This window comes from Streptomyces sp. NPDC059166 (assembly GCF_042755185.1).
GTDB lineage: Bacteria > Actinomycetota > Actinomycetes > Streptomycetales > Streptomycetaceae > Streptomyces.
The window spans coordinates 249,621-275,912 of the sequence record NZ_JBHZCI010000001.1 but is presented as its reverse complement, the minus strand read 5'-3'; the positions used below and the strand labels follow the sequence as shown (position 1 = coordinate 275,912).

The following is a 26,292-nucleotide window of genomic DNA, read 5'->3' as shown; positions in this document are numbered from 1 at the left end:
CTCCTTATCGGCCACTACTCAGGCCGTTACGAGGTAGGAAAAGACCGATTCGAGGGACTCGTCGGACGGGGAGACCGTGAGCAGCCGGATGCCGTGCTCGCGTGCGACCGCGGGCAGCAGGGTCGTGAACCGCCCGAAGTCCACGGCCTGGATGAGCAGGGCCCGTTCCGACACGTCGACCTGGATCCCCGCCGTCGAGGGGTCCGCGATGAGCGCGGCCGCGAGGGCCCGGTCGTCGCTGGACCGCACGAGGTAGCGGTGGGGCCGGTCGGTCATCAGCCGGCGGATCTTCCTGAAGTCACCGGACGCGGCGTGCCGGCCCGCCACGATCACCTCGATGTGCGAGGCGAGCTGCTCGACCTCCTCGAGGATGTGTGAGGAGAAGAGCACCGTACGGCCCTCCGCTCCCATCCGGCGCAGGAGGTCCATGAGCTGCATCCGCTGGCGCGGGTCCATGCCGTTGAAGGGCTCGTCGAGCAGCAGCACCGAAGGGTCGTGAACCAGCGCGGACGCCATCTTCACCCGCTGGCGCATGCCCTTGCTGTAGGTCGCGATCTTGCGGTCCTGGGCGTACTCCATCTCGACCGTCGCCAGTGCCTTCCGGGCGGCCGCGTCACCGAGCCCGTGCAGTTCGGCGTTGGCCACGACGAACTCCCGGCCGGTCAGGAAGTCGTACATGCCCTCCCGTTCAGGCACGATCCCGATCGCCCGGTAGACCGTCTCGTTGCGCCAGATCGGCGAGCCGTCCAGCTTCACCGTGCCGGTCGACGGGGCCAGGAACCCGGCCATCATGTTGATCAGGGTGGACTTGCCGGCCCCGTTGGGCCCGAGCAGCCCGGTGACGCCGGGGCCCACGGTCATGCTGACGTCGTTGACCGCGACCACGTTCCCGAACCAGCGGGAGGTGTGGTCGATCTCGATGGTGGTCACAGTCCGACCCTCCGGTAGCGGCGCATCAGCACGGCGTACGAGCCGGCCACGAGCGCGAGGACGACGATCAGATAGACCACTCCGGCGGCCGCGCCGGGCCCCTCACCGCCCGGGAAGGCGGAGTCCGCGCCGAGGAAGGCGGTCTGCACCCCGTCGATCAGGGTGATGGGCGAGAACATCCCCAGCCAGGTCACCGCACCGGGCGATCCCGTCTGCCAGGCGATGGCCTGGACCGTGGAGACCGCTCCGTAGGTGATCGTCAGTACGGCGATCACGGCGGCCACCCCGAAGCCCCTGCGGGGGGTGAGTGCGGCGACCACCAGTCCGAGTCCGGCGAACAGCACGGAGAGCAGCGCCACCGAGACCATCCCCTGTCCGAAGCCCTTTGTCTGGTCGGCGAAGTCGAACTTGGCCAGCAGCGCGCCCACGTACAGGATGATCAGCGGGAGACCCGTGAGGATCAGCAGGGCCGACGCCATGGCCGCGAACTTGGCGGCCACGTAGTCGACGCGTTCGATCGGCCGGGAGAAGTAGAGCGGCACGCTCTTGAACCGGAGGTCCCGGGACACGGACTGGGGTGCCTGGGAGGCGATGAACAGCCCGATCACGGCCTGCAGATAGATCGCGAAGTCCGTGTAGGCGATGGGAAGATCCGTCATGTTGGGCGCGGCCACGGCGACCGCGACGAGGACCAGTGCCACCAGGCACATCACCCCGCACAGCAGCATCGGCAGCACCTTCGACCTCGCGGACCTGCCCAGCCCGAACGAACCGCGCAGGGACTGCGAGTAGAGGGAGCGCCGCGCGTAGGCCCGGCCGAGTCGGACACCGTCGTAGGAGCGGTATCCGATGTTGTGGATCCGGGAGGCGTCTCCTCCGCTCGCGGTCCCTGACCTCGTGGTCTCAGTGCTCATCGCGGCCGCTCCCCTTCTGCTGTACGACTCCCGCGGTCACGGCACCGGCCGGCCGGGACGCGTCGGTGCGGAACACCTCGGAGATGTGGTGGCGCCGCTGTTCCATCCGTACGAGCCCCAGGCCCAGGCGGGCCACGCCGTCGCGGACCAGGTCGTACGTCTCCTCGCCCGTCGCCTCCACCAGGAGGATGTGCCCCGCCCCCGGCAGCCCTTCGGTGTCCAGCCCGTCGTGGCCCACGAACGTGACGCCCGCCGCAACGAGTTCGCGCCGCAGGGCGTCGGTCCCGTCCGGGTGGGTGTCGCTGTCGGTGACCTCGACGGCCAGGGTCGTGGTGCTCCGGGTGAAGTCGCTGGTGGAACTGGAACGCAGCAGCGCTCCGCCGTCGATGACGACGACGTGGTCACAGGTCCGCTCGAGCTCGCCCAGGAGGTGCGATGTGACCAGCACCGAGATGCCGAAGTCGGAGTGGACCCGGCGGATCAGTCCGAGCATCTCGTCGCGGCCGACCGGGTCGAGTCCGTTCGTCGGCTCGTCGAGCAGGACGAGCTTCGGGTCGTGGACCAGGGCCTGGGCCAGCTTCACCCGCTGCTTCATACCGGTCGAGTACCCGCCGATCGGGCGGTAGCGCTCCTCGTACAACCCGACGTGGCGCAGGGTGTCCGCGGTGCGCTCACGGGCGGCTGTGGGAGGCAGTCCGGACATCCGCGCCATGTGGACGACGAATTCGGTCGCCGAGACGTCGGGCGGCAGGCAGTCGTGCTCGGGCATGTACCCGACCCGCTCCCGGATGGCGGATCCCTCCGTGGCGACATCCAGCCCGAGCACCGCCGCCCGGCCTTCGGTGGCGGGGGACAGACCCAGAAGGATCTTGATCAGTGTGGACTTGCCGGCGCCGTTGGAACCCACCAGGCCGGTCACACCGGGGCCGATGTCCAGGGACAGCCGGTCAAGAGCGGTCACCCTCGGGAACCGCTTGCTCAGGCTTTCGGTTGCGATCACAGTCACATGTTCGAAGGTAGTGGCCGGACCTCCGGCAGTCGTCAGACCAGACGGCTGTATCCACGTCCGACTCCAGGCGTACGAGCCCGTAAGGGCCCTCGTCCGCGCCGGCGGTGAGCGGGCTTCGCCCCCCGGAGGCGCGGACGGTGAGCGGAGGCGCGGACGGTGAGCTGGCCCCGCATCCGGCGAGGACCCGGGGAGGCCGTCGCACCGGGTGGCGGTGAGGGGGCGGCCCGCGTCCCGACCCGGGGACCTTGTCCACAGGCTCCCGTCCACAGGTCCGGACCCCCTCTTGACGGGGTGGAAGACCCGTTGCCAGATTGCACCGGTGTCACGTCGCGGACGAGTACCGCGACGACGGCCGCCCCCACCGCGGCGGCGGCATCGGACGAGGAGGCGGCATGGACCTGCGAGGGGCACGCGAGCGCCGGGTGCGCACGGGCGGAATCGACCTGTGCGTGGCCGAGTTGGGGGACCCGGACCGGCCGACGATCGTGCTCGTCCACGGTTACCCGGACAGCAAGGAAGTCTGGTCGGAGGTCGCCGGGCGGCTCCGCGACGACTGGCACGTCGTGCTCTACGACGTCCGCGGCCACGGCGGATCGACCGCTCCCCGTCCGCTGCGCGGCGGCTTCACGCTGGAGAAACTGACCGACGACTTCCTGGCCGTCGCACACGCGGTGAGCCCGGACCGGCCGGTCCACGTCGTGGGCCACGACTGGGGTTCGGTCCAGGCATGGGAGTTCGCGACGGTGGAGCGGACGAGGGGCAGGATCGCCTCGTTCACCTCGATGTCCGGTCCGTCGCTCGATCACTTCGGCCACTGGATCAAGCAGCGCGTCTCCCGTCCTGACCCGCGCCGTCTGGGCCAGTTGCTCGGCCAGGGCGCCAAGTCCTGGTACGTGTACGCGCTGCACACGCCGGTCCTGCCCGAGTTGGCCTGGCGGGGGCCTCTGGGCAGGCGGTGGCCAGGCATTCTGCGTCGTATGGAGAAGGTGTCCACGGAGGGGTACCCGACACCCTCACTCCCCAGGGACGCGGCACACGGCACCTGGCTCTACCGCGACAACATCAAGTCCCGTCTGCGCCACCCGCGCGAGGACGCGTACGCGCACGTCCCGGTGCAGCTGATCACGCCGACCGGGGACGCCTTCCTCTCGCCCTCGCTCCACGACGAACTGGACACCTGGGTACCCCGCCTGGTGCGCCGCTCCCTCCCGGCGAAGCACTGGGTGCCACGCAAGCGGCCCGAGCAACTCACCCGTTGGATCACCGAGTTCGTGACCGCCGTGGAAGACGCGCCCGCGGACGGCCCCGTCGCTCCCCGGCGGTCCGTGGCGACGGCCACCCACGGTCACGCCAGGCGCTTCGGCGGGCAGCTGGTCCTGGTGACGGGTGCGGCTTCGGGCATCGGCCGGGCCACGGCAATGGCGTTCGGGGAGGCCGGAGCCCGCGTGGTGGTCGTCGACCGCGACGCGGAAGCACTCGCGGAGACGGTGGAGGGCGTCGTCGACGCCGGGGCGGCCGGGGCGTGGGGCGAGGTGGCCGACGTCTCGGACGAGTCGGCGATGGAGAAGCTGGCGACCCGGGTCGCCGCCGAACACGGCGTCCTGGACGTCCTGGTGAACAACGCGGGGATCGGGCTGGCCGGATCCTTCCTGGACACCACCGGCGAGGACTGGCGCAGGGTGCTCGACACCAATCTCTGGGGTGTGATCCACGGCTGCCGCTTCTTCGGCCGGCAGATGGCGGATCGTGGAGAGGGCGGCCATATCGTCAACATCGCTTCCGCCGCCGCCTATCAGCCCTCACGGGTGCTGTCCGCCTACAGCACCTCGAAGGCGGCCGTGCTGATGCTCAGCGAGTGTCTGCGAGCCGAACTCGGCGATCGCTCGATCGGCGTCTCCGCCGTGTGCCCGGGATTCGTCGACACTGCCATCACCGGAAGCGCCCACTTCGCCGGGGTGGACGCCGAGGAGGAGGCCCGCCTGCGGAAGCGGACCGCTGGGCTGTACGCGAGGCGCAACTACCCGGCGCGGAAGGTCGCCCGAGCCGTCCTGGAAGCCGTGGTGCACAACCGGGCCGTGGTGCCGGTGACACCGGAGGCCCGCGGGGCTCGGCTGCTGCACCGGGTCAGCCCACGGCTGCTCCGTGGTGTCGCGCGGCTCCGGCCGCCGCTCTAGGGCTGTGAGGAGTTGGGCGGTCGGAGGCGGAAGTCGCCTTTCAGGGAGCGCCTTTGCTGCACGGGCATGCCCTGGAGGAGCAACGCGGTTGTCTGCGGCGGAAGTTCCGCGACTGCGTTGATCTGTGGCCCTATTGAGGAACACAACCCCCGATATCGGTCATATCCCCTGAAACTTTGACCTGTTTCTCAAATGACGCATATAGAAACTGACTTGTCCACAGATTCGCCAAAAAGCCTGTGGATAAGGCAAGTTGGCTGTGGACCAAACATCCGCACATCGGGGAACAGCGAAAACATCGAATGAAATCGGGGTGCGCCGCAGACCGCGGCCGGGGCACTCTGACGGGATGGACGAGCGACGCACCGTCAAGGTGTCCAAGTACCTCTCGAAGCATCTGCGGCATGAACCTGCCCGGATCGGTCTCGAGCTCGATCCTCAGGGCTGGGTGGCCGTGGACGATCTGCTGCGCGCCTGCGCGCGGCACGGGTTCACCATCACCCGGCAGGAGCTCGACCACGTGGTGGCGGTGAACGACAAGCGGCGCTTCACCGTGGCGGGTGAACGGATCAGGGCGAACCAGGGCCATTCCGTCGAGGTCGACCTCGGCCTGCCTCCGGCCGAGCCGCCCCCGTACCTCCACCACGGCACCGTGGCCGGCTCCCTGGCCGCGATCCGCGCCGAAGGGCTGCGCCCCATGAACCGCCACCACGTCCACCTCTCACCCGATCGCGAGACAGCCGTCCGCGTGGGGGCCAGGCGCGGCAAGCCCGTCGTCCTCACGGTGGACGCGGGAGCCATGCACCGGGCCGGACACGTCTTCCACGTCAGCGCCAACGGGGTGTGGCTCACCGATGCCGTGCCGCCCGCCTTCCTGCGCCTGTCCGGGTGACGGAACCGGCCCCTCGGCCATGCGGCCGGCCGGCCGAGTGGCGCCGGCCCCGGCGTCGTCCCGCCACCCTGCCCGCCCCTGGGCACGCCCCCGCGGCCGCCGCCCCGGTCATGGCCTCCCCGCGCACGACGTCCGGGCTCTCGCGTCAGACCCGCGTCCTCGCGCGGACACGGCGGGGGCATGGTTTCCCAAGCATGGTTTCCCGGAGCGGGGAGCACGGCGGGCGGGGCTCGAAGAGACTTTCCGACAGCCGCCTGCCCGAGAAGGCTCATGGTCCGAGCCGTATCCTCGTCACCATGCGTCTGAGCACCGTGATTCTGCCGATCCACCGCTGGCTCGACACGGGGCGGGAGGCGTGGCGACAGGCCGAGGACCTGGGGTTCCACGCCGCTTACACCTACGACCACCTGGCCTGGCGCACCTTCCGCGACGGCCCGTGGTTCGGAGCGGTTCCCACGCTGACCGCGGCCGCCGCGGCCACCACGCGCCTGCGTCTGGGCACCCTCGTGACCTCAGTCAAGGCCTTTTCACCTATCGCATACTGACCTGCGAGGATTGCTCTGGGTCAGCTATCACAGCTGCCCCTCTCAGATGCCGGGTTTGAGCAAGACTGCGCCGACCCGCCATTATGAGCCTGCCTGGTGAGCGGGACGCGACGAGGACCGCCTGGAACACGATGGGGCGAATGGGCGTGGCACGGATCGTCGTACGAGAACCACGCACCAGCACAAGGATCACGCCACCACTCGCCACACCGGAGGCAACCGCTTTCGCGGCCGCCCTGCTCGACGGCGGCTGGGCGGCGGTGTTCCTGCCCGGCGAACCCGCCCGCCTGGGACGACTGCTGCTCTGGAAGCCCACCGGGGCAGCGGGGGCAGACGGCACAGTGCCCGAGGGCATCGAATCCGAGTCGGTGGAACTGGTGCTGCCGCACGGCCGGTCGGTCCGGCGCCGCCGAGTCGAGGGCTATGCGCTGTCCGCCGCCGTCGCTGTCGCCGCCCTGGCCGACGCCCGGCCGGCGCACCCGTCCGCCGCGGCCTGGCAAGCCGCCTCCCGCTTCGCGCTGCGGTTGCTCGCCGACGGCCGTCTCCATCCGGCCCTCACCGACGCCGGCTACGACACGTGGCAGGCGGGTCCCCTCACCGCCGTACAGCGGCAGACGCTGGACGACCTCGGCGCCGCCTTCCCACCCCACGCCCACTGCCTGCCCGAACCCGGCCCGGCTCCACTGCGCATCGCGGAACCGGGCGCGCTGGTACGCCAGTTCTGCGACGCGGTCGCGGACGACCTGGTGCGTACTCCGGCCGCGCCGCTCGCGATGGGGGCGCTGCCGTACGCCTGGCGCGAGGCGCGTGCCGTGCCCGTCCTGCGCGAGTGGGCCGAGGAGACCGCCGCCGCGTTCACCGCCGACGTCGGCGTCTCGCTGCGTGTCGACCTGCCCGAAGGGAGGCGCCGGCAGTTCCGGGCCGTTCTGCAGTTGCACACCGCGGCGGATCCGGCGCTCGTCGTAGAAGCCGCACGGTTGTGGAACGAGCCGTCCGAGACCGAGCGCCTCCTGGGCCCTCGCGCCGAGACCGAGACGCTGCTCGCACTGCGCCGAGGCGCCCGCGTCTGGCCTCCGCTCGACCGGCTGCTGAAGGACGCCGCTCCGGACCAGCTGCGGCTTACCGACGACGAGGCGTTCGACCTGCTGGGCGACGCCACCGACACGCTGCGCGCCGCCGGTATCGACGTGCACTGGCCACGCGAGCTGGTCAAGGCGCTCAGCGCGACTGCCGAGATCGGGCAGCGCACCGCGCCCGGCTCCAGTGCCGGTGGTCTGCTCGACGCCGACGCCCTCCTCGACTTCCGTTGGCAGCTCTCGCTCGGCGGTGAGCCGCTCACCGAGGCCGAGATGGACGCCCTCGCCGAGGCACGCCGTCCGCTCGTCAGGTTGCGCGACCAGTGGGTGGTCGCCGACCCGAAGCTGGTGGCACGCGCCCGACGCCGCCGGATGGAACCGCTCACTCCCATGGAGGCCCTGAGTGCCGCGCTGACCGGCGAGGTGGAGCGGGACGGGGAGAAGATCACCTGTGCTGCGGTCGGGGCGCTCAGCGACCTCGTCGCCCGTATCCGTGAACCCGAATCCCGTACTCCCGCCACCCAGCCCGCCGCCCTGAAGGCCACGCTGCGCGACTACCAGAAGCGTGCTCTTGCCTGGCTGGCGGAGATGTGCGAGCTCGGCCTCGGCGGCTGCCTCGCCGACGACATGGGCCTGGGCAAGACGATCACCCTGCTCGCCCTGCACCTGCACCGCCAGACCGACCCCGCCACCGCGGGCCCCACCCTCGTCGTCTGCCCCACCTCCCTGCTCGGCAACTGGCAGCGCGAGGCCGCCCGGTTCGCGCCCGCCACCCCCGTGCGCCGCTACCACGGCGGCGACCGCCACCTGAAGGACCTGGCCGGGGACGAGATCGTCCTGGTCACCTATGGTGTGCTGCGCCGCGACCGGGACGCCCTCGCCGAGAGCGCCTGGTCGCTGATCGCCGCCGACGAGGCCCAGCACGTCAAGAACCCCTATGCCGTCACCGCCCGCGAACTGCGAGCCCTGCCCGCCCGCGCCCGCGTCGCCCTCACCGGCACACCCGTGGAGAACAACCTCTCCGAGCTGTGGGCGCTCCTCGACTGGACCACCCCCGGGCTCCTCGGCCCGCTCGCCGCCTTCCGTGACCGCCACGCCCGCGCGATCGAGTCGGGCGAGGACCCGCAGGCCGCCGAGCGGCTGTCCCGCCTCGTCCGCCCGTTCCTGCTGCGCCGCCGGAAGTCCGACCCGGGCATCGCACCCGAACTGCCCGCCAAGACCGAGACCGACCGCGTCGTCCCGCTCACCGCCGAGCAGGCGAGCCTCTACGAGGCGGTGGTCCGCGAGACCATGGCGAAGATCGCCGAAGCCGACGGCATCGCCCGTCGCGGACTGATTCTCAAGCTCCTCACCGCGCTGAAGCAGATCTGCAACCACCCCGCCCAGTACCTGCGCCAGTCCACCCCCCTGCACGGCCGCTCGGGCAAACTCGCCCTCCTCTACGAACTCGTCGACACCATCACCGCCGAGGGCGAGTCAGTACTGGTCTTCACCCAGTACAAGCAGATGGCGGCGCTGCTGGAGAGACATCTCGCGGAACGAGGCATCCCCACCCTCTTCCTGCACGGCGGCACGCCCGTCGCCGCACGCGAGGAGATGGTGGAACGCTTCCAGCGAGGCGAAGTGCCGGTCTTCCTCTTGTCGTTGAAGGCGGCCGGCACCGGCCTCAACCTCACCCGCGCCACCCACGTCGTGCACTACGACCGCTGGTGGAACCCTGCCGTCGAGGACCAGGCCACCGACCGCGCCTACCGCATCGGCCAGGACAAGCCCGTACAGGTCCACAAGCTCATCGCCGAAGGCACCGTAGAGGACAGGGTGGCGAAACTGCTGGAATCCAAGCGGGCACTCGCCGACGCCGTCGTCGGCTCCGGCGAAGCCACTCTGACCGAACTGTCCGACGCCGACCTCGCCGAGCTCGTCACCCTGGGGAGGCAGTCATGAGCGCGTCCGTCCCCGGCCCCCGCCGTGCACCTGGCCGCGGCAGACGTGCCTTCGCGGCGACGTGGTGGGGCCGGGCATGGGTGACGGCCCTGGAGAACTCCACCCTGGACTCGGGGCGGCTGTCCCGCGGACGCACCTACGCCCGCAAGGACATGGTCGGCACGGTCACCATCGCCCCCGGCCAGGTCAAGGCCGCCGTCCAGGGCAGCCATCCGCGCCCGTACCGCTCCGCCGTCCACCTGCCCGTGCTCACCGACGCCCAGTGGCACACCCTTCTCGACGCCATCGCGGCCCGAGCAGGGCATCTCGCGGCACTCCTCGACGGTGAGATGCCCGCAGAGCTCATCGACGACGCCCGCCACGCCGGCGTCCCCCTCCTCCCGCAACCCACCGAGTTCGACCCCGAATGCTCCTGCCCCGACTGGGGCCATCCCTGTAAACACGCCGCCGCACTCTGCTACGCCATCACCGCCACCATCGACGACGACCCGTTCGTACTGTTCGCACTGCGGGGCCGCGGACGGGACGACGTCCTGGCAGAACTGCGCGCACGCCGGACAGCGGGCCGCACCACGGACGCCCCGCCCGCTCCGGCCGGTGTCCACGCGGCCGGAGCCTACGCCGCGTGGACCGCCCGGACCGAGCACGCCCCGGGGTGGCCCGGCCTGCCCGAACCGTCCGCCCTCGACGCCGCGCTGCCGGTCCCCCCACCGGCCGGCAGCGGCCTCAACGGCGCCGACCTGGAGCGCCTGATGACCGATGTCTCAGCACGCGCGGCACGGCTGCTGTCGGGCGACGCCAGCACCCTGCACCTGACCCAGCGCCAGGACGCCGTGCGCATAGCGGCGAGCGGCCCCGGGCCCGAGTGGTTCCACCACCTGATCCAGAACACCGGCGCCAACCCCACTTCCTTCGCCCGCCTCACCCGCGCATGGCGCCACGGCGGCCCCACCGGCATCACCGTTGCCGAACAGCCCCACAGCCCGCGACCGTCGGCGATGACGGCAGCCCGTACCGGCCTGACCACGGCCTTCGCCCAGATGACGGACACCCCCGTCCGCCTCAGGGCTTGGCGCAACCGCCTCACCCTCCCCGACCACGGCATCCAGCTGCGCCTGGGGCCCGACGCCCGCTGGTACCCCTACCTCGAGGACGACGACGGCCAATGGTGGCCGGCGGCACCGGCCGACACCGACCCCGTTTCCGCGCTCACCGCGATCTGGCAACGCACCGGGATGTAGTAGAAGTCCCTCAGCATTGCTCGCAGTCACCAGAACATAGGGTCGCAGGCATGCGACTGAGCACCGTAATCCTTCCCATCCACAGGTGGGGCGAGGGACAGAAGGTCTGGCAGCACGCCGAAGACCTCGGGTTTCACACCGCCTACACCTACGACCACCTCTCCTGGCGCACCTTCCGGGACGGCCCGTGGTTCGGGGCGGTACCCACGTTGACCGCAGCGGCGACAGCTACGCAGAGTATGCGACTGGGTACTCTCGTAACCTCGCCGAACTTCCGGCATCCCGTGACACTCGCCAAGGACCTCATCACGCTCGACGACGTCTCCGGCGGGCGGATCACACTGGGAATCGGCGCGGGCGGGAACGGCTTCGACGCCACCACACTGCGGCGTGGCGACGAGGAACCGTGGACCCCGCGTGAGCGGGCCGACCACTTCGACGAGTTCGTCCCGCTCCTCGACCGGTTGCTCCGCGAGCCGTCCGTGACACACGAGGGCAGGTTCTACGACGCGAACGAGGCCCGCAACATCCCCGGCTGCCTGCAGCGACCCCGGATTCCCTTCGCGGTCGCCGCCACCGGACCGCGCGGCATGAGGCTCGCCGCCCGGCACGGCCAGGCGTGGGTGACCACGGGTGACCCGAAGCTGTTCGAGGACGGCACCCCGGAGCAGTCCGTCGCGGCCATCAGCGGTCAGCTCTCGCGGTTCGGCGCGGCCTGCGAGGAGGTGGGCCGGGACGTGGCCGCGCTGGACAAGATCCTCCTCACCGGCTTCACCCCGGGTGACCCGCTGCGTTCGCTCGACGCGTTCGTGGACTTCGCCGGAACCCACTTCGACCTCGGCTTCACCGAGATCGTCGTCCACCGGCCGGAGCCGGACTCCGTCTTCGACGTGGACACCAAGGTGTTCGAGCGGATCGCCACCGAAGCCCTGTCGCAGCTCACCTGACCACCCTGCTCACCCGACCACCTGCTCACCTGCCCCTGCCCCTGCCCCGCCGCCCTCCGGCGGCATCGGCGCCCGGATGCCCCGCAGGCGCCCGGCTCCCTACCCGGCCGCCGGCACCGGGCGCCGCGGCTCCCGCGCCCTGCTCCGGACCGGGTGCCGCACCCACGGAAGGCCGCACCGGAACCGGCGCCCGGACCCCCGAAGCCTTTGGCATATGCCTCTGTCAGTTACCGCAGCTCAGCCGCTCACACTCTCAGATGTGCGCCCCTCTGCACGCCCGTGCGACCTCGTACGGGAGAATGGGCGGGTGACCTCAGCGACCGATTCGCCCCTGCCTGCCGTGACCCGGCTGATCGCCACCGACCTGGACGGCACCCTTCTGCGCGACGACAAGACCTTGTCCGACCGCACGGTCGCCGCCCTGTCGGCCGCCGAGGAGGCGGGGATCGAGGTCTTCTTCGTCACGGGAAGGCCCCTTCGCTGGATGAACGTCGTGAGTCCCGTCGTCCAGGGCCACGGGATGGCGATCTGCGCGAACGGCGCAGCCGTCGCCGACCTGCACGATGCCAGCCTGGTCACGGTCCACCCCCTGGCCCGTGAGACCGCCCTCGACGTCGTCGCCGTCCTCCGCGACGCCGCCCCCGGTGTGTCGTTCGCCGTCGAGCTGACCACCGGTATCCACTACGAGCCCGCCTATCCGCCGTTCCACATGGACCCGGGCGCCACGGTCGCCGTGGCGGAGAAACTGCTCCACGAAGAGGTTCCGGGTACCGGTGCGCCCGTGCTGAAGGTCCTCGCCCATCACCCCGAGATGGCCCCGGACTCCTTCCTCTCGCTCGCCCGTGAGATCGCGGGGGACCGCGCTTCGTTCACCCGGTCGAGCCCGACCGCCCTGCTGGAGATCAGCGGCCTCGGAGTCTCGAAGGCCCGGACCCTGGCCGAGTGCTGCGCGGAACGGGGAATCGGCCCGGCCGAGGTGGTGGCCTTCGGGGACATGCCCAACGACGTGGAGATGCTGACCTGGGCCGGCGCCTCCTTCGCCATGGGCAACGCCCACCCCGCCGCCGTGGCCGCCGCCTCCGGAGTGACGCTGACCAACGACGAGGACGGTGTGGCGGTCGTCATCGAGCGGATCCTCGCCACCCGCTGAAGCCGCCACCGCGGCCCTCGCACCCGGGCGTCCGGCCTGTGCGGCCACCGCTCGCACCGGTACCGCCCGCGCCGCTCCGGCCGGCCTGCCCGGGGCCGGCGCCACGTCACAGGGGCACCTGCCAGGTCACCTTCGTGCCGCCGCCCTCCGGTGTCCCCGGGCCGAACCAGCTCGCACCCCCCAGGGACTCGGCGCGCCGGGCGAGGTTACGCAGCCCGCTGCGCCGCCCGCCCTCCGGGATGCCCACGCCGTCGTCCACGACGGTCAGCCGTACGGCGTCCCGGCCGTCCGGCAGCACGGCGGTCGCGTCCACGCTCACCTCGACACGGGAGGCCTCCGCATGACGGAAGGTGTTGGACAGCGTCTCGCGCAGGGCCGCGATCAGGTTCTTCCCCGCCAGCTCCCCCACCACCGCGTCGACCGCGCCCAGGAACCGGTGGGCCGGCGTGAATCCCAGGGGTACGGCAGCCAGGTTGATCTCCCTCAGCACCCGGGTGCGCAGCCCTGACGGTTCCTCGTCCTGTTCCTGCTGCAGGGCGAAGATGGCGGTACGGATCTCCTGGATCGTCACGTCCAGCTCGTCCACGGCCCGGCCGATCCCCTCCCGTACCGCGGGGACGGACGTACGGCGCTGGGCACCCTCGAGCATGATCCCCGTGGTGAACAGGCGCTGGATGACGAGATCGTGGAGGTCCCTGGCGATGCGGTCCCGGTCCTCGTAGACGACGAGCCTCTCCCGGTCGCGCTGTGTCTCGGCCAGTTTCAGGGCCAGGGCGGCCTGCGCGGCGAAGCGGGTGGCCAGCGTTCGCTCCGCGTGGGTGAACGGCCTGCCGCCCCTTGCCCGTGGGACGGAGAGGGCCCCGAGCACGCGTCCGTCGCTGCGCAGGGGGAGCAGCATGTGCGGTCCGAACCTCTCGGCCAGCCCGGTGATCAGGCGGGGGTCTGTCGCGGAGTCCTCGAGGAACACCTCCTCACCCCTCAGCAGCGCCGCCACGACCGGGCTCTGCGGAGGCACGATCACCCCCAGGGACTCGGAGGCTCCGTCACCCGCGACGGCCACGATCTCCATGCCCCCGGACTCCGCGGGCAGCAGCACGATCCCGGCCACCGCGTCCGCGAGCAGGCGTGCCTGCTCGGCCACGACGGTGAGAGCTTCGTCGGCGTCCCCGCCGGAGAGCAGGGCCGTCGTGACGGCCACCGAACCGTCGATCCACCGCCCGCGCTGCCGGGCGGCCTCGTACGTCCGGGCGTGGCCGATCGCGATGCCGGCCTCGGTGGCCAGGACCCGCAGCATGTGCAGTTCGTCGTCGCCGAACGCGTCGCCGTCGTACTTCCCCATCACGTAGAGGTTGCCGAAGATCCTTCCCTGGACCCGGATGGGGACCCCCAGGAAGGTGCGCATCAGCGGGTGGGCGGCAGGGAACCCGGCGAAACGCGGGTCGGCGGCCAGATCCTCGAGCCGGATCGGCTTTCCCTCCTCGATCAGCGCGCCCAGGAGGCCGGTGTGCCCGTCGGGTGGGTGACCGATCGCCCGGGACACCTCCTCGGGCACCCCGTACGTGATGAAGTCGCTGAGGCTCTCACCCGGGGCCTCCACCACGCCGATGGCGGAGTACCGGGCATGGGCGAGTTCCGCCGCCGTCTCGCAGATGCGCTCCAGCGTGGAGCGGAGCTCCAGGCCGGTGCCGGCGGAACGGGTCGCCTCCAGGAGCTCAGGAACCCGGGCGATCAGTTCCGCGGAAAGCTCTCGCGCGCTGCCGGTGGCGGGATGCGCGGCTCCGGACGGGTCCTTCCGATCCTGCTCGGGCATGGGCCGAGCCTAGTCAACACCCCATGGTCCGGAAAGTCGGAAAAGTCCGTCCCCGGTCTTCAGGTACCGTCGGAAAAGTCCGTCCCCGGTCTTCAGGTACCTGCGGGCAGCACCGCCGCGGGCCCGGCTCCGGCCGGCACCGCCGCAACCGGCAGGATCCCTGCCGTCCCCTCCTCACGTTCGATCATCCGTCGCAGCGGTCCTTCCCCTGCCGCGAGCACCGCGTGGGGACCCCGCTGCACGATCCGTCCGCCGTCGAGCACCAGTACCTCGTCCACCGCGTCGAGACCGGCCAGCCGGTGGGTGATCAGGACGGTCGTACGGCCCTCGGTGGCGGCCAGCAGATCCGCGGTCAGCGCGTCAGCCGTCGCCAGGTCGAGGTGCTCCGCGGGCTCGTCGAGTACGAGCACGGGGAAGTCGGCGAGCAGCGCCCGGGCCAGTGCGAGCCGCTGCCGCTGGCCGCCCGACAGCCGGGCACCGTGCTCACCCACCATCGTGTCGAGGCCGTCGGGCAGGGACAGCACCCAGTCCAGGAGCCTCGCGGAGGCGAGGGCTTCGCGCAGTTCGCCGTCCGTCGCTCCGGTGCGGGCGAGCCGCAGATTCTCCCTGACGGAGCTGTCGAAGACATGTGCGTCCTGGGCGCAGAGCCCGACGAACGACCGGACCGTGTCACCGTCCAGGGCGGCTGCGTCGACACCACCGAGACGGTAGGTCCCCTCCCCGGCGTCCAGGAAGCGGAGCAGGACCTGGGCGAGTGTGGTCTTCCCCGAACCCGACATGCCTACGACCGCGACCCGCTGACCGGGACGCAGCGTCAGATCGACGCGGTGCAGGGCGTCGCGCTCCGCACCCTCGTACCTGGCCGACAGTCCGCGCACCTCCAGCGGGAACGGCGAGACCGGCGCCTCGGCCGGGACGGCCGGTTCGGTGACGGGTACGGGAGCGTCGAGAACCTCGAAGACACGTTCCGCGCTCCGGCTGACGCGCTGCCGGTACTGCACCGCGAGCGGCAGCCCGGTGACCGCTTCGAAGGCCGCCAGTGGTGTGAGGACGACGACGGCGAGTTCCACACCCTCCAGCCGCCCGTTGACCACGGCGGGCAGGGCGACGGCCGCGGCACACACCACCGTGAGTCCGCAGACCAGGGCGGAGAGGCCGCCCCCGAGAGCGGTGGCCCCCGCCGCGCGTGAGGCGATACGGGTGAGGACGGTGTCCGCCGCCCGTACCCGATCCCGACGGCCGGGCAGGGCCCCCGCCACGGCGAGCTCGGCCGCACCGCCGAGGAGGTCAGCGACCCTGACCGCCAGGGCGGACCGGGCGGGAGCCAGCCGGCGCTCCGCGCGGCGGGCGAACGCACCGCTGAGCCACGGCACGCCCGCCCCGGCGACGAGCAGACCCGCCGCCAGGACCGCGCCGGCCTCCGGCAGCAACCAGCCGGTGAAGGCGACGGAAGCGCTCCCGACGAGGAGTGCGGTACCCACGGGCAGCAGCCAGCGCAGCCAGTAGTCCTGCAACGCGTCCACGTCCGAGACCAGCCGCGACAGCAGGTCTCCCCGCCGTGCCACCCGGAGACCGGCGGGCGCGACGCGTTCCAGCCCCCGGTACACGGCGACCCTGAGCTCGGCGAGCATCCTGAGGACCGCGTCGTGGGAGACCAGACGCTCGGCATAGCGGAAGACGGCGCGCCCGATGCCGAAGGCGCGGGTCGCGGTCACGGCGATCATCAGATACAGCACCGGGGGCTGCTCGGAGGCGCGTGAGATCAGCCAACCGGACACCGCCATGAGCCCGACGGAGGACCCCACGGCGAGGCTGCCGAGGAGCAGTGCCAGCCCCAGCTTCCCTCGCTGGGCACCGGCGGCCTCCCGGACCCTGGCCTGCACACGGCCACCGGGCCTGGGGGAGGTGTCGCGGAGCAGCGCCCCGGGTCCACCCGCCGTCGGGTGACCGGCGCCCCCGGAGACATCGGCGGCGGGCAGGCCGCGCTCCGCCGTACCGTCCGGCGCGTCGGCGCCGGAGGCCACGGGCCCGGGCCCGGGACGCAGCTCCACCACCCGGTCCGCGACCGGGAGCAGTGCGGGCCGGTGCACGACCAGGAGGACGGTCCGTCCGGCCGCCAGCCTCCGCACCGCGTCGACGATGCCCGCCTCGGTCTCGCCGTCCAGGCTCGCGGTGGGCTCGTCGAGCAGCAGAACCGGGCGGTCGGCGAGGAAGGCCCGGGCCAGGGCGAGCCGCTGTCGCTGTCCCGCGGAGAGTCCGGCACCGTCCTCACCCAGCGGCGTCCCGGCCCCGTCGGGCAGCGCCGTCACGAAATCGTGGGCCCCGGCCTCCCGCAGGGCGGCCATGACCGCGGCGTCGTCCGCGTCCGGGCGCGCCAGCCGTACGTTCTCCGCGATCGTGCCGGCGAAGAGATGCGGCTTCTGCGGCACCCAGGCGATCTGCTCGCGCCAGAGTTCGGGGGAGAGGGCGGACAGGTCGGTTCCGCCCACCCGCACCCGTCCCTCGCAGACCGGCGTGAATCCGAGCACCACGTCGAGGAGGGTGGACTTGCCGACTCCGCTCGGCCCCACGAGTGCGACGGTCTCCCCCGGTTCGACGGTGAGTGACACCGCGTTCAGGGAGGGCTCGCGCCGCCCCCGGTGCCGGACGGTCACCCCTTCCAGCTCCAGTCGCAGCGATCGCGGGACGTCCTGGGAGCCCGCCTCGGCAGGCTCCGTCTCCAGCACCTGGAAGATCTCCTCGGCGGCCGAGAGCCCCTCCGCCGCCGCGTGGTACTGGGCTCCGACCTGGCGGATCGGCAGATAGGCCTCCGGAGCCAGGATGAGGACGACCAGCCCGGTGTAGAGGTCGAGCTCGCCGTGGACGAGACGCATCCCGATGGTCACCGCGACCAGGGCAACGGAGAGAGTCGCCAGGAGCTCAAGGGCGAACGAGGACAGGAACGCGATCCGGAGGGTCTTCAGAGTGGCCTGGCGGTACTGCGAGGTGATGGACCGGATCGATTCGGCCTGGGCCTTCGCGCGGCCGAAGACCTTCAGCGTGGGCAGGCCGGCGACCACGTCGAGGAAGTGCCCGGAGAGACGGGAGAGCAACTGCCACTGACGGTCCATCCGGGACTGGGTGGCCCAGCCGATGAGGATCATGAAGAGCGGGATCAGCGGCAGCGTCACCACGATGATCGCCGCGGAGACCCAGTCCTCGGTGACGATCCGGGCCAGCACCGCCACCGGTACGACGACCGCGAGGCCGAGCTGGGGGAGATACCGCGAGAAGTAGTCGTCGAGGGCGTCCACCCCTCGGGTGGCCAGCGCGATCAGTGATCCGGTCCGCTGTCCGTCCAGCCAGCCGGGCCCCAGGCCGGAGGCCCGGTCCATGAGGCGGCCGCGCAGTTCGGACTTGACCGCGGAGCTCGCCCGGTGGGCGGCGAGTTCGGTCAGCCAGGCCACGAAGGCCCGGCCGACGGCTACGGCCGCGAGGAGCAGCAAGGGCGTTCGGAGGCCGGCAGCCGTCAGGCCGTCCTCGAACCCTCCCACCACCACCTCGGAGATGAGCATGGCCTGGGCGATGACCAGCGCCGCTCCCACCAGGCCCAGACCGACGACGGCAGCGAGGAAGAGCCGGGTGGCCCGGGCGTACCGGAGAAGACGCGGGTCGATCGGTTTCACGTGAAACAGCTCCCCAGTGAGCTCATATCGGGTACTCGGCCCGTACGCCGCGGAATCCGCCGCTCCAGGCCTTCACCGCGGAGCGGCGGTGGCGTACGGGCGTCCATGTGACCGGAGGGCGGGGCCGCGCCGCGCAGGCCGGCACGGCCGCCGCTCGTCGGTCTTCAGTGCGCATCGGCGATGTGGTGCGTCCCGATGCGCTTGCGGAACACCCAGTACGTCCAGCCCTGGTAGAGCAGCACCACCGGGGTGGCGATCCCGGCGCACCAGGTCATGATCGTGAGGGTGTACGGGGTGGACGAGGCGTTGGTGACCGTCAGGCTCCAGGCATCGTTCAGCGAGGACGGCATGACGTCCGGGAAGAGCGTCAGGAAGAGCATGGCCACCGCGGCAGCGATGGTCACGCCCGAGAAAGCGAAGGACCAGCCCTCACGTCCCGCGGCGACCGTGGTGATGGCGGCGACCAGCGAGGCCACCGCGACGCACATCGCCACCAGGCTCGGCCCGTCGCCGTTCTCCACCTGGGTCCAGACCAGGAAGACCAGAGCGAGCACCGCGCTGCCCAGGCCGAGCTTGAGCGCCGTCCCGCGGGCCCGCTCCCTGATGTCCCCCACGGTCTTCAGTCCGGCGAACACCGCACCGTGGAAGGTGAACAGGGTCAGGGTGACCAGCCCGCCGAGGATCGCGTACGGGTTGAGCAGGTCCCAGACGTTGCCGACGTACTCCATGTCGGCGTCGATCTTCACTCCGCGGACGATGTTGGCGAAGGCCACACCCCAGAGGAAGGCGGGGATCAGCGAGGTCCAGAAGATCGCGTGTTCCCAGTTGGTCTGCCACTTCTCCTCGGCCCGCTTCGACCTGTACTCGAAGGCCACCCCGCGCACGATCAGACAGAGCAGGATGATCAGCAGCGGCAGGTAGAACCCCGAGAACAGGGTCGCGTACCACTCGGGGAAGGCGGCGAAGGTCGCGCCTCCCGCGGTGAGGAGCCACACCTCGTTGCCGTCCCAGACCGGGCCGATCGTGTTGATCAGGACCCGGCGTTCCTTGCGGTCCCGCGCCAGCAGCCTGGTGAGGACCCCGATACCGAAGTCGAATCCCTCCAGGAAGAAGTAGCCGATCCAGAGAACGGCGATGAGCACGAACCAGACGTCGTGGAGTTCCATCTCTCAGCTCCGTTCGATCTCAGTAGGAGAAGGCCATCGGCTTGTCGGCGTCCTCGTCGTGGCCGCCGATCCGGGTGGGAGGGTTCAGGTCGCCCTCGGTGAGCTCCGGCGGGCCGGCCTTGACGTACTTCAGGAGAAGCTTCACCTCGATCACGGCAAGCGCCGCGTAGAGCGCGGTGAAGACGATCATCGAGGTGAGCACCTCGCCCTGCGAGACGCCGGGTGAGACGGCGTCGCGGGTCTGGAAGACCCCGTAGACGACCCACGGCTGACGGCCCGTCTCGGTGAAGATCCAGCCCCAGGAATTTGCGATCAGCGGGAAGAGCATGGTCCACAGGGCGGTGATCCAGTAGAGCTTCGTGAGCTTGGGACTCAGCACGCGGTTCCGCAGGAGCACCAGGTTCGGCACCTCGTTGTCGCCGGTGCGCAGCGACTCCGGGAGCATGAACCGCTTCCGGGTCAGCCAGAGCCCCAGCAGCCCGAGGCCGAAGGAGGCCATCCCGAAGCCGATCATCCAGCGGAAGCTCCAGAACGCCACCGGGATGTTGGGCCGGTAGTCACCGGGCCCGTACTTCTCCTGCTCCGCCTTGTTGATGTCGTTGATGCCGGGCACGTACGAGGTGAAGTTGTCGTCCGCGAGGAAGGACAGTATCCCCGGGATCGAGACCTCGACGGTGTTGTGGCCCTTGGCGACGTCGCCGACCGCGAAGAGCGAGAAGGGAGCCCCGTCCTGGCCCTCCCACAGAGCCTCCGCGGCGGCCATCTTCATGGGCTGCTGCTTGAACATCACCTTGCCGAGGACGTCACCGCTGACCGCGGTCAGGAGCCCCGCGACGACCACCGTGACCAGCCCGAGCCGCAGCGAGGTGCGCATCACCGGGATGTGCCGCTTGCGCGCCAGGTGGAAGGCGGCGATGCCGACCATGAACGCGCCGCCCACGAGGAAGGCCGCCGTGATGGTGTGGAAGAACTGGGCCAGCGCCGTGTTCTGGGTGAGCACGTGCCAGAAGTCGGTCAGTTCGGCACGGCCGCGCTCCTTGTTGAGGCGGTAGCCCACCGGGTGCTGCATCCAGCTGTTCGCGGCCAGGATGAAGAACGCCGAGAGAACGGTGCCGAGGGAGACCATCCAGATGCAGGCGAGGTGGATCTTCTTGGGCAGCCTGTCCCAGCCGAAGATCCACAGCCCGATGAAGGTCGATTCGAAGAAGAACGCGATCAGCGCCTCGAAGGCCAGCGGGGCGCCGAAGACGTCACCGACGAACCGCGAGTAGTCGGACCAGTTCATTCCGAACTGGAACTCCTGCACGATGCCGGTGACCACACCCATGGCGATGTTGATCAGGAAGAGCTTGCCCCAGAACTTCGTCGCCCTGAGGTACTTCTCGTTCTCGGTACGCACCCAGGCGGTCTGCAGGCCGGCGGTGAGCGCCGCGAGAGAGATCGTCAGTGGGACGAACAGGAAGTGGTAGACGGTGGTGATGCCGAACTGCCATCGGGCCAGCGTCTCCGGTGCCAGAGCCAGGTCCACGCCGCTTCTCCTTACGTCGCCGTGATCACAGGCGCAGCTTGCCCCATTAATCCACCGGATCACGGGAGGAACCGGGGCACGCTTGTGAACGCGTTCACATTCACAAGCATTATGGCGCACAAGCCTTCGAGCGTGTTCGGCGGGGGGCACTTTCAGGCCGCACCGGGCCGATCCCCCCGATACGGACACGCGCCGGGCCCATGACTCACCGATACGGACACGCCGACGCACCCATGAGAAGGCCCCGGACCTCGTCGATCGAGGTCCGAGGCCACCGGTCACGGGCCGGCTCAGCCGGTCAGCGCTCCTGACGGAAGGATTCGGCCACCTTCAGGAACACGTCGTTGGCCTCCGCCTCCCCGATCGTGACCCGCACCCCCTCACCCGCGAAGGGCCTCACGACCACGCCCGCCTGCTCGCACACGGCGGCGAAGTCGAGCGTCCGCCCGCCCAGCCGCAGCCAGACGAAGTTGGCCTGGGACTCCGGCACCGTCCAGCCCTGCCGCACGAGACCCTCGTACACCCGGGCCCGTTCACCGACCAGTGAGCCGACCCGGCCCAGCAGCTCGTCCTCGGCCCGCAGCGAGGCGACCGCCGCGTCCTGGGCGACCTGGCTGACCCCGAACGGGACAGCGGTCTTGCGCAGCGCCGCCGCCACGGGCTCGTGCGCCACCGCGAACCCGACCCGCAGCCCGGCGAGGCCGTACGCCTTGGAGAAGGTACGGAGGACGGCGACGTTGGGACGGTCCCGGTAGATCTCGATGCCGTCCGGCACGTCGGCGTCCCGGATGAACTCCTTGTACGCCTCGTCGAGGACCACCAGGACATCGGAAGGCACCCGGTCCAGGAACCGCTCCAGCTCCGCCCGCCGCACCACCGTGCCGGTCGGGTTGTTCGGGTTGCACACGAAGATCATCCGAGTGCGGTCGGTGATCGCGTCCGCCATGGCGTCGAGGTCGTGGACCTCGTCGGCGGTCAGCGGCACCTTGACCGACGTCGCCCCGCTGATCTGCGTGATGATCGGATACGCCTCGAACGAGCGCCACGCGTAGATGACCTCGTCGCCCGGCCCCGAGGTCGCCTGGAGCAGCTGCTGGGCGACACCAACCGACCCGGTACCCGTGGCCAGGTGCGAGACCGGCACACCGAAACGGTCCGCCAGTTCGTTCATCAGGCCGGTGCAGGCCATGTCCGGGTAGCGGTTGAAGCGCTCGGCCGCGGCGAGGACCGACTCCATGACGCCGGGCAGCGGAGGATACGGGTTCTCGTTGGAGGACAGCTTGAAGGCAACCGGTCCCTCCGCGGAGGCCGGCTTGCCCGGTACATACGCAGGGACGCCGTCCAGTTCGGCGCGCAGCTTGGGGCTCGTCTCGCTCACCGCAGGTCCTCCTCGACCAATCCGTACACATCAATACTGCTCACCTTAAGAGGATTGGGCATCCGTGCGAATGCCCGTGTGCCGAATCGGCGTCCGGCGAGGGGAGACTCCGGTCACGTACGGCTCCGAGAGGGGGAGCGCCGGCCTCCCTGGCGTGCGCCGGTCGCTCACGCCGTGGCGCGCATCCCTCGAACAGGTGAGTTGAGACCACTTCGAGACGTGGACCATTCAGCAGGTTCATCCGCGTCGGTGCATGACACATCAACCCTGAGCTGACCAACACCCTTGATTCGCAAGGCATTTACAGCTTTACGATCATGCAGAAACGTGCCTGTCAACGTGCGCATATGCGACCGGCCCAACCCGGGACGGGAGCCCTACTATCGGCTCGCCATGACAGCAGCAGGGAAGCACCAGGTGAGCCGGACAGAAACGCCCCGGCGCAGCGGCCGGCAGGGACGGGCGGGGATCCGGGATGTGGCCGCGGCCGCCGGGGTCTCCATCACGACCGTCTCCGACGCGCTCAACGGCAAGGGACGGCTCCCGGATGCCACCCGTCGCCATGTCCGCGAGGTCGCGGAACGGCTCGGCTACCGCCCGTCCGCGGCGGCCCGGACCCTCCGTACCGGCAAGTCGGGCCTCATCGGCCTGACCGTGACCACGTACGGGGATGAACCTTTCACCTTCACGGAGTTCGCCTACTTCGCGGAGATGGCCAGGGCCGCCACCTCGGCCGCCCTGGCCCGCGGTTACGCCCTGGTGATCCTTCCCGCCACCTCCCGGCACGACGTCTGGTCGAACGTGGCCCTGGACGGGACGGTCGTCGTCGACCCCTCCGACCAGGACCCGGTGGTCACCGAACTCGTGCGCCAGGGGCTTCCCGTCGTCTCCGACGGACGTCCGGCCGGCTCGCTCCCGGTCACCGCCTGGGTCGACAACGACCACCGTGCCGCGGTGCTCGAACTCCTGGACCATCTGGCAGCCGCGGGAGCCCGCCGCATCGGACTCCTGACCGGGACCACCACCGACACGTACACCCGGCTGTCCACATCCGCCTACCTCCACTGGTGCGAGCGGGTCGGGCAGGATCCGGTCTACGAGTCCTACCCGGCCCACGACCCCTGCGCGGGCGCGGTCGCGGCAGACCGCCTCCTGGCCCGCCCCGACCGCCCGGACGCCGTCTACGGGCTCTTCGATCCCAACGGGACCGATCTGCTCGCGGCCGCCCGCCGCTACGGCCTCAGGGTCCCCGAGGACCTCCTGCTGGTCTGCTGCAGCGAGTCCACCGTGTACGCGTCGACGGAGCCACCCATCACGACGCTCTCGCTGAAGCCCCGCAGGATCGGTACAGCCGTCGTCCAGCTCCTCATCGACGCCATCGAGGGCGTCGAGCACGACGGCCCGGTGGAGCGGGTGATACCGACGGAACTCATCGTCCGGGCCTCGTCGCAGCGGCGTCCGCCGCGCACCACGGTCTCGCCGCCGAGATCCCCTGCCGGGGACTGATCGGATTAATCCGGATCAAACGGCCGATGAACCAGGAGCGCGCACGGATTCACCACCCCTGGTGCGTCACACAGCACGATCCGCATTCCTATGATGGGCGCACGACACCGCGGACCACCTCTACCAGGCAGGGCCCGTCAGGTGTACGGAGGCGCGACGGTGGTGGAGGGGTCGATGACTCAGGGGGCCGGTCAGGAACCCGTGGTGCGGACAGCGACGTTGCGCGACTTCCGCGTACCGCCGTACGCCCAGGTGCCGGTGGAGGGCCGCTTGCCGCATCCCGGCAACGCCGCGCTCGGCGACGAGGTCCCGGAGGGGTACACACCCACCGAACGCGACCTGCCCGTGATCAACCGGGGTGACACCGTCCAGGTGCAGGCCGTACCCGAGTCCGGGCCGGCCGCCGGGTCCGGACGAGGTCCGCTGTACGTCGTGGGCGACGTCCACGGCTATCTGGACGAGCTCCTGGCCGCCCTTCACGCCCAGGGCCTCGTGGACACCGAAGGCCGCTGGTCGGCCGGGAACGCGCGGCTGTGGTTCCTCGGCGACTTCACCGACCGCGGTCCGGACGGCATCGGCGTCATCGACCTCGTGATGCGCCTCTCCGCCGAGGCCGCGGCGGCGGGCGGGTACTGCAAGGCCCTCATGGGCAACCACGAACTCCTGCTGCTCGGCGCGAAGCGGTTCGGCGACACCCCCGTGAACTCCGGAGCGGGTACCGCCACCTTCCAGGCCGCCTGGCTGCTCAACGGCGGCCAGAAGTCGGACATGGAACGCCTCCAGGACGTCCATCTCCAGTGGATGTCCCGGCTCGACGCGGTGGTCGAGGAGGACGGGCACCTGCTGATGCACTCCGACACCACGGCCTACCTCGACTACGGGTCCACCATCGAGGACGTCAACGACACCGTGCACGACATCCTCACCCGCAACGACGCCGACGAGTGCTGGGACCTCTTCCGCAAGCTCACCAAGCGGTTCGCCTTCCGTGACGAGGGCGGCGCCCAGGCCGTCCGCGACCTCATGTCGACGTACGGCGGACAGCGTGTCGTCCACGGCCACAGCCCCATCCCGTACCTGCTCGGCGAGGTCGGGTCGGAGGACGGCGAGGAGGCGTCCCGCCCCGTGGTGGACGGTCCGCACGTCTACGCGGAGGGCCTCGCCATCGCCATGGACGGCGGTGTGACCATGGCCGGAAAGCTGCTGGTCGTCCAACTCCCCCTGCATGCCTGACATCCTCCGGGGAAGATGCTCCATGACCTGACCCCGTCGCGGCTGGGCCTATTTTCCGGAAACCCTCTGTCACCCTGCGCCGTGGGCGCTCTACCATCGGCCTATCAGTAGCAGGCTCTCCTCCGTTTCCGCCCGATCGCCCCGGCTCGCCCGGCCGGTCAGGCCCTACGGAGCATCGGGGGATGCACATGAATAGCGCTCCGCACCTGCTGGCCGAGGACCGCCCGGAGTACGAGCGGATCCTTGCCGACGCGCTGCGTCATGCTCATGAACGACCGGATCTGGACGGTGTGGGCCACCGTCTCAACACGGAACAGCTGCGCACGATGGCGCTGAACGCCACGCCGCTGATCACCGCTGCCGCGGCCACCGAGTACGACCACTACGTGAAGGTGCGGGGCGAACTGCGCGGCACCGACGATGCCGGCGTCGCGCAGGGCTCCGTCCTCGAACCCGTCGCGGAAGGCCCCGATCCCACGGGAGCCGGGACACTCGCTGTGATCACCGTGCTGACGCCCCTGCTCGCGGGAACCGCCGCCCTGATATTCCTGCTGATCGGCTATCCGCTGAAGGCCCTCAGCCCCGCCCCGGCCTTCGCCGGGACCATGGTCGCCGCCGGCTGGTTCTTCGCCGCCGTCGCCGCCGCCGCGGTCCTCGCCGCCGCGATCGGCCTCCTTCTCACCGCCCTCCGCAACGGCGCCACCGCGCTGCCGGCCGTGGACGAGGAGGACGAGCTTCCCGAGGACGTCGCCCGCGCCCGCGAGGCCTGGCGCCACGCCCTGTTGGAACGCGGCATCCTGCCCTTCCTGCGGGACGCGCTCGACGACCCGACCGCGGGGCCCGCCTCACGCACCCCGCACCGCTCGGCGAACCGCATCCCCAGGATCGGCTACAGCAAGCCGGACTTCTCCGGGCCGGAGGACGGCCCCGCGGCCGGCCCCCGCCCCACCTTCACCAGCCCTGACTTCACCAGCCCCGACTTCGGCGGTCCCGAGCACCAGCCGGACTGACGGGGACGATGCCCGCGCTGCGGCAGGAGGCCGCGAACCCGCCGGGCCTGCCGGAGGCCGCGCGTCCAGGACGGCCCGGAGGGGCCCCGAACGCCCCGGCCGTTCGCCCCTGTTGGTCCGCGCACACGGCGAACGGGCAGCGGCAGCGGACGACCTGCGGCGGACGACCGCTCG

General features: G+C 70.7%; 17 protein-coding genes and 1 pseudogene. 10 read left to right on the top strand and 8 right to left on the bottom strand.

Features of this window, described 5'->3' with window-relative positions; translation table 11 throughout:
* Nucleotides 1-18: 18 nt before the first annotated feature.
* From ACFXOA_RS01235 to ACFXOA_RS01225, 3 genes are read right to left on the bottom strand one after another with little or no spacing between them, the layout of a single operon-like run.
* Entirely contained in the window at nt 19-930 is a 912-nt protein-coding gene (locus tag ACFXOA_RS01235) for an ABC transporter ATP-binding protein (RefSeq protein WP_385020595.1), read from the bottom strand.
* Nucleotides 927-1,844 (bottom strand): ABC transporter permease, encoded by a 918-nt coding sequence (locus ACFXOA_RS01230; RefSeq protein WP_385020592.1) that lies wholly within the window; start codon nt 1,842-1,844, stop codon nt 927-929. Before ACFXOA_RS01230 ends, ACFXOA_RS01235 begins: the two co-directional genes overlap by 4 nt.
* Nucleotides 1,834-2,844, bottom strand: coding sequence for an ABC transporter ATP-binding protein (locus tag ACFXOA_RS01225; RefSeq protein WP_385020716.1), 1,011 nt, complete (start codon nt 2,842-2,844; stop codon nt 1,834-1,836). Before ACFXOA_RS01225 ends, ACFXOA_RS01230 begins: the two co-directional genes overlap by 11 nt.
* Nucleotides 2,845-3,245: 401 nt before the next feature.
* Between ACFXOA_RS01225 and ACFXOA_RS01220 the strand changes: the two genes are divergently transcribed.
* The 7 genes and pseudogenes from ACFXOA_RS01220 (at nt 3,246) to ACFXOA_RS01190 (ending at nt 12,822) form a co-directional block, all read left to right on the top strand.
* A complete protein-coding gene (locus ACFXOA_RS01220) occupies nt 3,246-5,027 on the top strand; it encodes an SDR family oxidoreductase (RefSeq protein WP_385020589.1) in 1,782 nt (593 codons plus the stop codon).
* A gap of 349 nt (nt 5,028-5,376) precedes the next feature.
* Nucleotides 5,377-5,919, top strand: coding sequence for an RNA 2'-phosphotransferase (locus ACFXOA_RS01215; protein ID WP_385020586.1), 543 nt, complete (start codon nt 5,377-5,379; stop codon nt 5,917-5,919).
* 296 nt (nt 5,920-6,215) lie between these two features.
* A pseudogene (locus tag ACFXOA_RS01210) lies at nt 6,216-6,455 on the top strand (LLM class flavin-dependent oxidoreductase); the annotation flags it as partial.
* 149 nt (nt 6,456-6,604) lie between these two features.
* Nucleotides 6,605-9,484: a DEAD/DEAH box helicase gene (locus ACFXOA_RS01205; protein ID WP_385020583.1), complete on the top strand. Its 2,880-nt coding sequence runs from the start codon at nt 6,605-6,607 to the stop codon at nt 9,482-9,484.
* Nucleotides 9,481-10,725, top strand: coding sequence for an SWIM zinc finger family protein (locus ACFXOA_RS01200; RefSeq protein ID WP_385020580.1), 1,245 nt, complete (start codon nt 9,481-9,483; stop codon nt 10,723-10,725). Before ACFXOA_RS01205 ends, ACFXOA_RS01200 begins: the two co-directional genes overlap by 4 nt.
* 50 nt (nt 10,726-10,775) lie before the next feature.
* Complete coding sequence (locus ACFXOA_RS01195) at nt 10,776-11,672, top strand: LLM class flavin-dependent oxidoreductase (RefSeq protein ID WP_385020577.1); 897 nt, start codon at nt 10,776-10,778, stop codon at nt 11,670-11,672.
* Between the two features lie 307 nt (nt 11,673-11,979).
* Complete coding sequence (locus tag ACFXOA_RS01190) at nt 11,980-12,822, top strand: Cof-type HAD-IIB family hydrolase (protein WP_385020575.1); 843 nt, start codon at nt 11,980-11,982, stop codon at nt 12,820-12,822.
* A 106-nt stretch (nt 12,823-12,928) separates the two neighbouring features.
* On the opposite strand, the gene ACFXOA_RS01185 is transcribed toward ACFXOA_RS01190, so the two are convergent.
* The 5 genes from ACFXOA_RS01185 to hisC form a co-directional block, all read right to left on the bottom strand.
* A complete protein-coding gene (locus ACFXOA_RS01185) occupies nt 12,929-14,632 on the bottom strand; it encodes a GAF domain-containing sensor histidine kinase (protein WP_385020572.1) in 1,704 nt (567 codons plus the stop codon).
* Between the two features lie 92 nt (nt 14,633-14,724).
* A complete protein-coding gene (gene cydD / locus ACFXOA_RS01180) occupies nt 14,725-18,297 on the bottom strand; it encodes a thiol reductant ABC exporter subunit CydD (protein WP_385020569.1) in 3,573 nt (1,190 codons plus the stop codon).
* 164 nt (nt 18,298-18,461) lie between these two features.
* Nucleotides 18,462-19,463, bottom strand: a complete 1,002-nt coding sequence (cydB, locus tag ACFXOA_RS01175) for a cytochrome d ubiquinol oxidase subunit II (protein ID WP_385020566.1) — start codon at nt 19,461-19,463, stop codon at nt 18,462-18,464.
* A 19-nt stretch (nt 19,464-19,482) separates the two neighbouring features.
* Nucleotides 19,483-20,991 carry a cytochrome ubiquinol oxidase subunit I gene (locus ACFXOA_RS01170; protein ID WP_385020563.1) on the bottom strand — a complete coding sequence of 503 codons (1,509 nt, stop codon included), beginning with the start codon at nt 20,989-20,991 and terminating at the stop codon, nt 19,483-19,485.
* A 298-nt stretch (nt 20,992-21,289) separates the two neighbouring features.
* Nucleotides 21,290-22,369 carry a histidinol-phosphate transaminase gene (gene hisC / locus ACFXOA_RS01165; RefSeq protein ID WP_385020560.1) on the bottom strand — a complete coding sequence of 360 codons (1,080 nt, stop codon included), beginning with the start codon at nt 22,367-22,369 and terminating at the stop codon, nt 21,290-21,292.
* A gap of 393 nt (nt 22,370-22,762) precedes the next feature.
* Here hisC and ACFXOA_RS01160 point away from each other — a divergent pair, with 393 nt between their 5' ends.
* The 3 genes from ACFXOA_RS01160 to ACFXOA_RS01150 all read left to right on the top strand — a co-directional run bounded on the left by ACFXOA_RS01160 (nt 22,763) and on the right by ACFXOA_RS01150 (nt 26,118).
* Entirely contained in the window at nt 22,763-23,875 is a 1,113-nt protein-coding gene (locus ACFXOA_RS01160) for a LacI family DNA-binding transcriptional regulator (RefSeq protein ID WP_385020557.1), read from the top strand.
* 159 nt (nt 23,876-24,034) lie between these two features.
* The gene (locus ACFXOA_RS01155) at nt 24,035-25,108 is read left to right on the top strand and encodes a metallophosphoesterase (protein ID WP_385020554.1); all 1,074 of its coding nucleotides are present in this window, start codon (nt 24,035-24,037) and stop codon (nt 25,106-25,108) included.
* A 182-nt stretch (nt 25,109-25,290) separates the two neighbouring features.
* Complete coding sequence (locus ACFXOA_RS01150) at nt 25,291-26,118, top strand: hypothetical protein (RefSeq protein ID WP_385020551.1); 828 nt, start codon at nt 25,291-25,293, stop codon at nt 26,116-26,118.
* Nucleotides 26,119-26,292 lie beyond the last annotated feature (174 nt).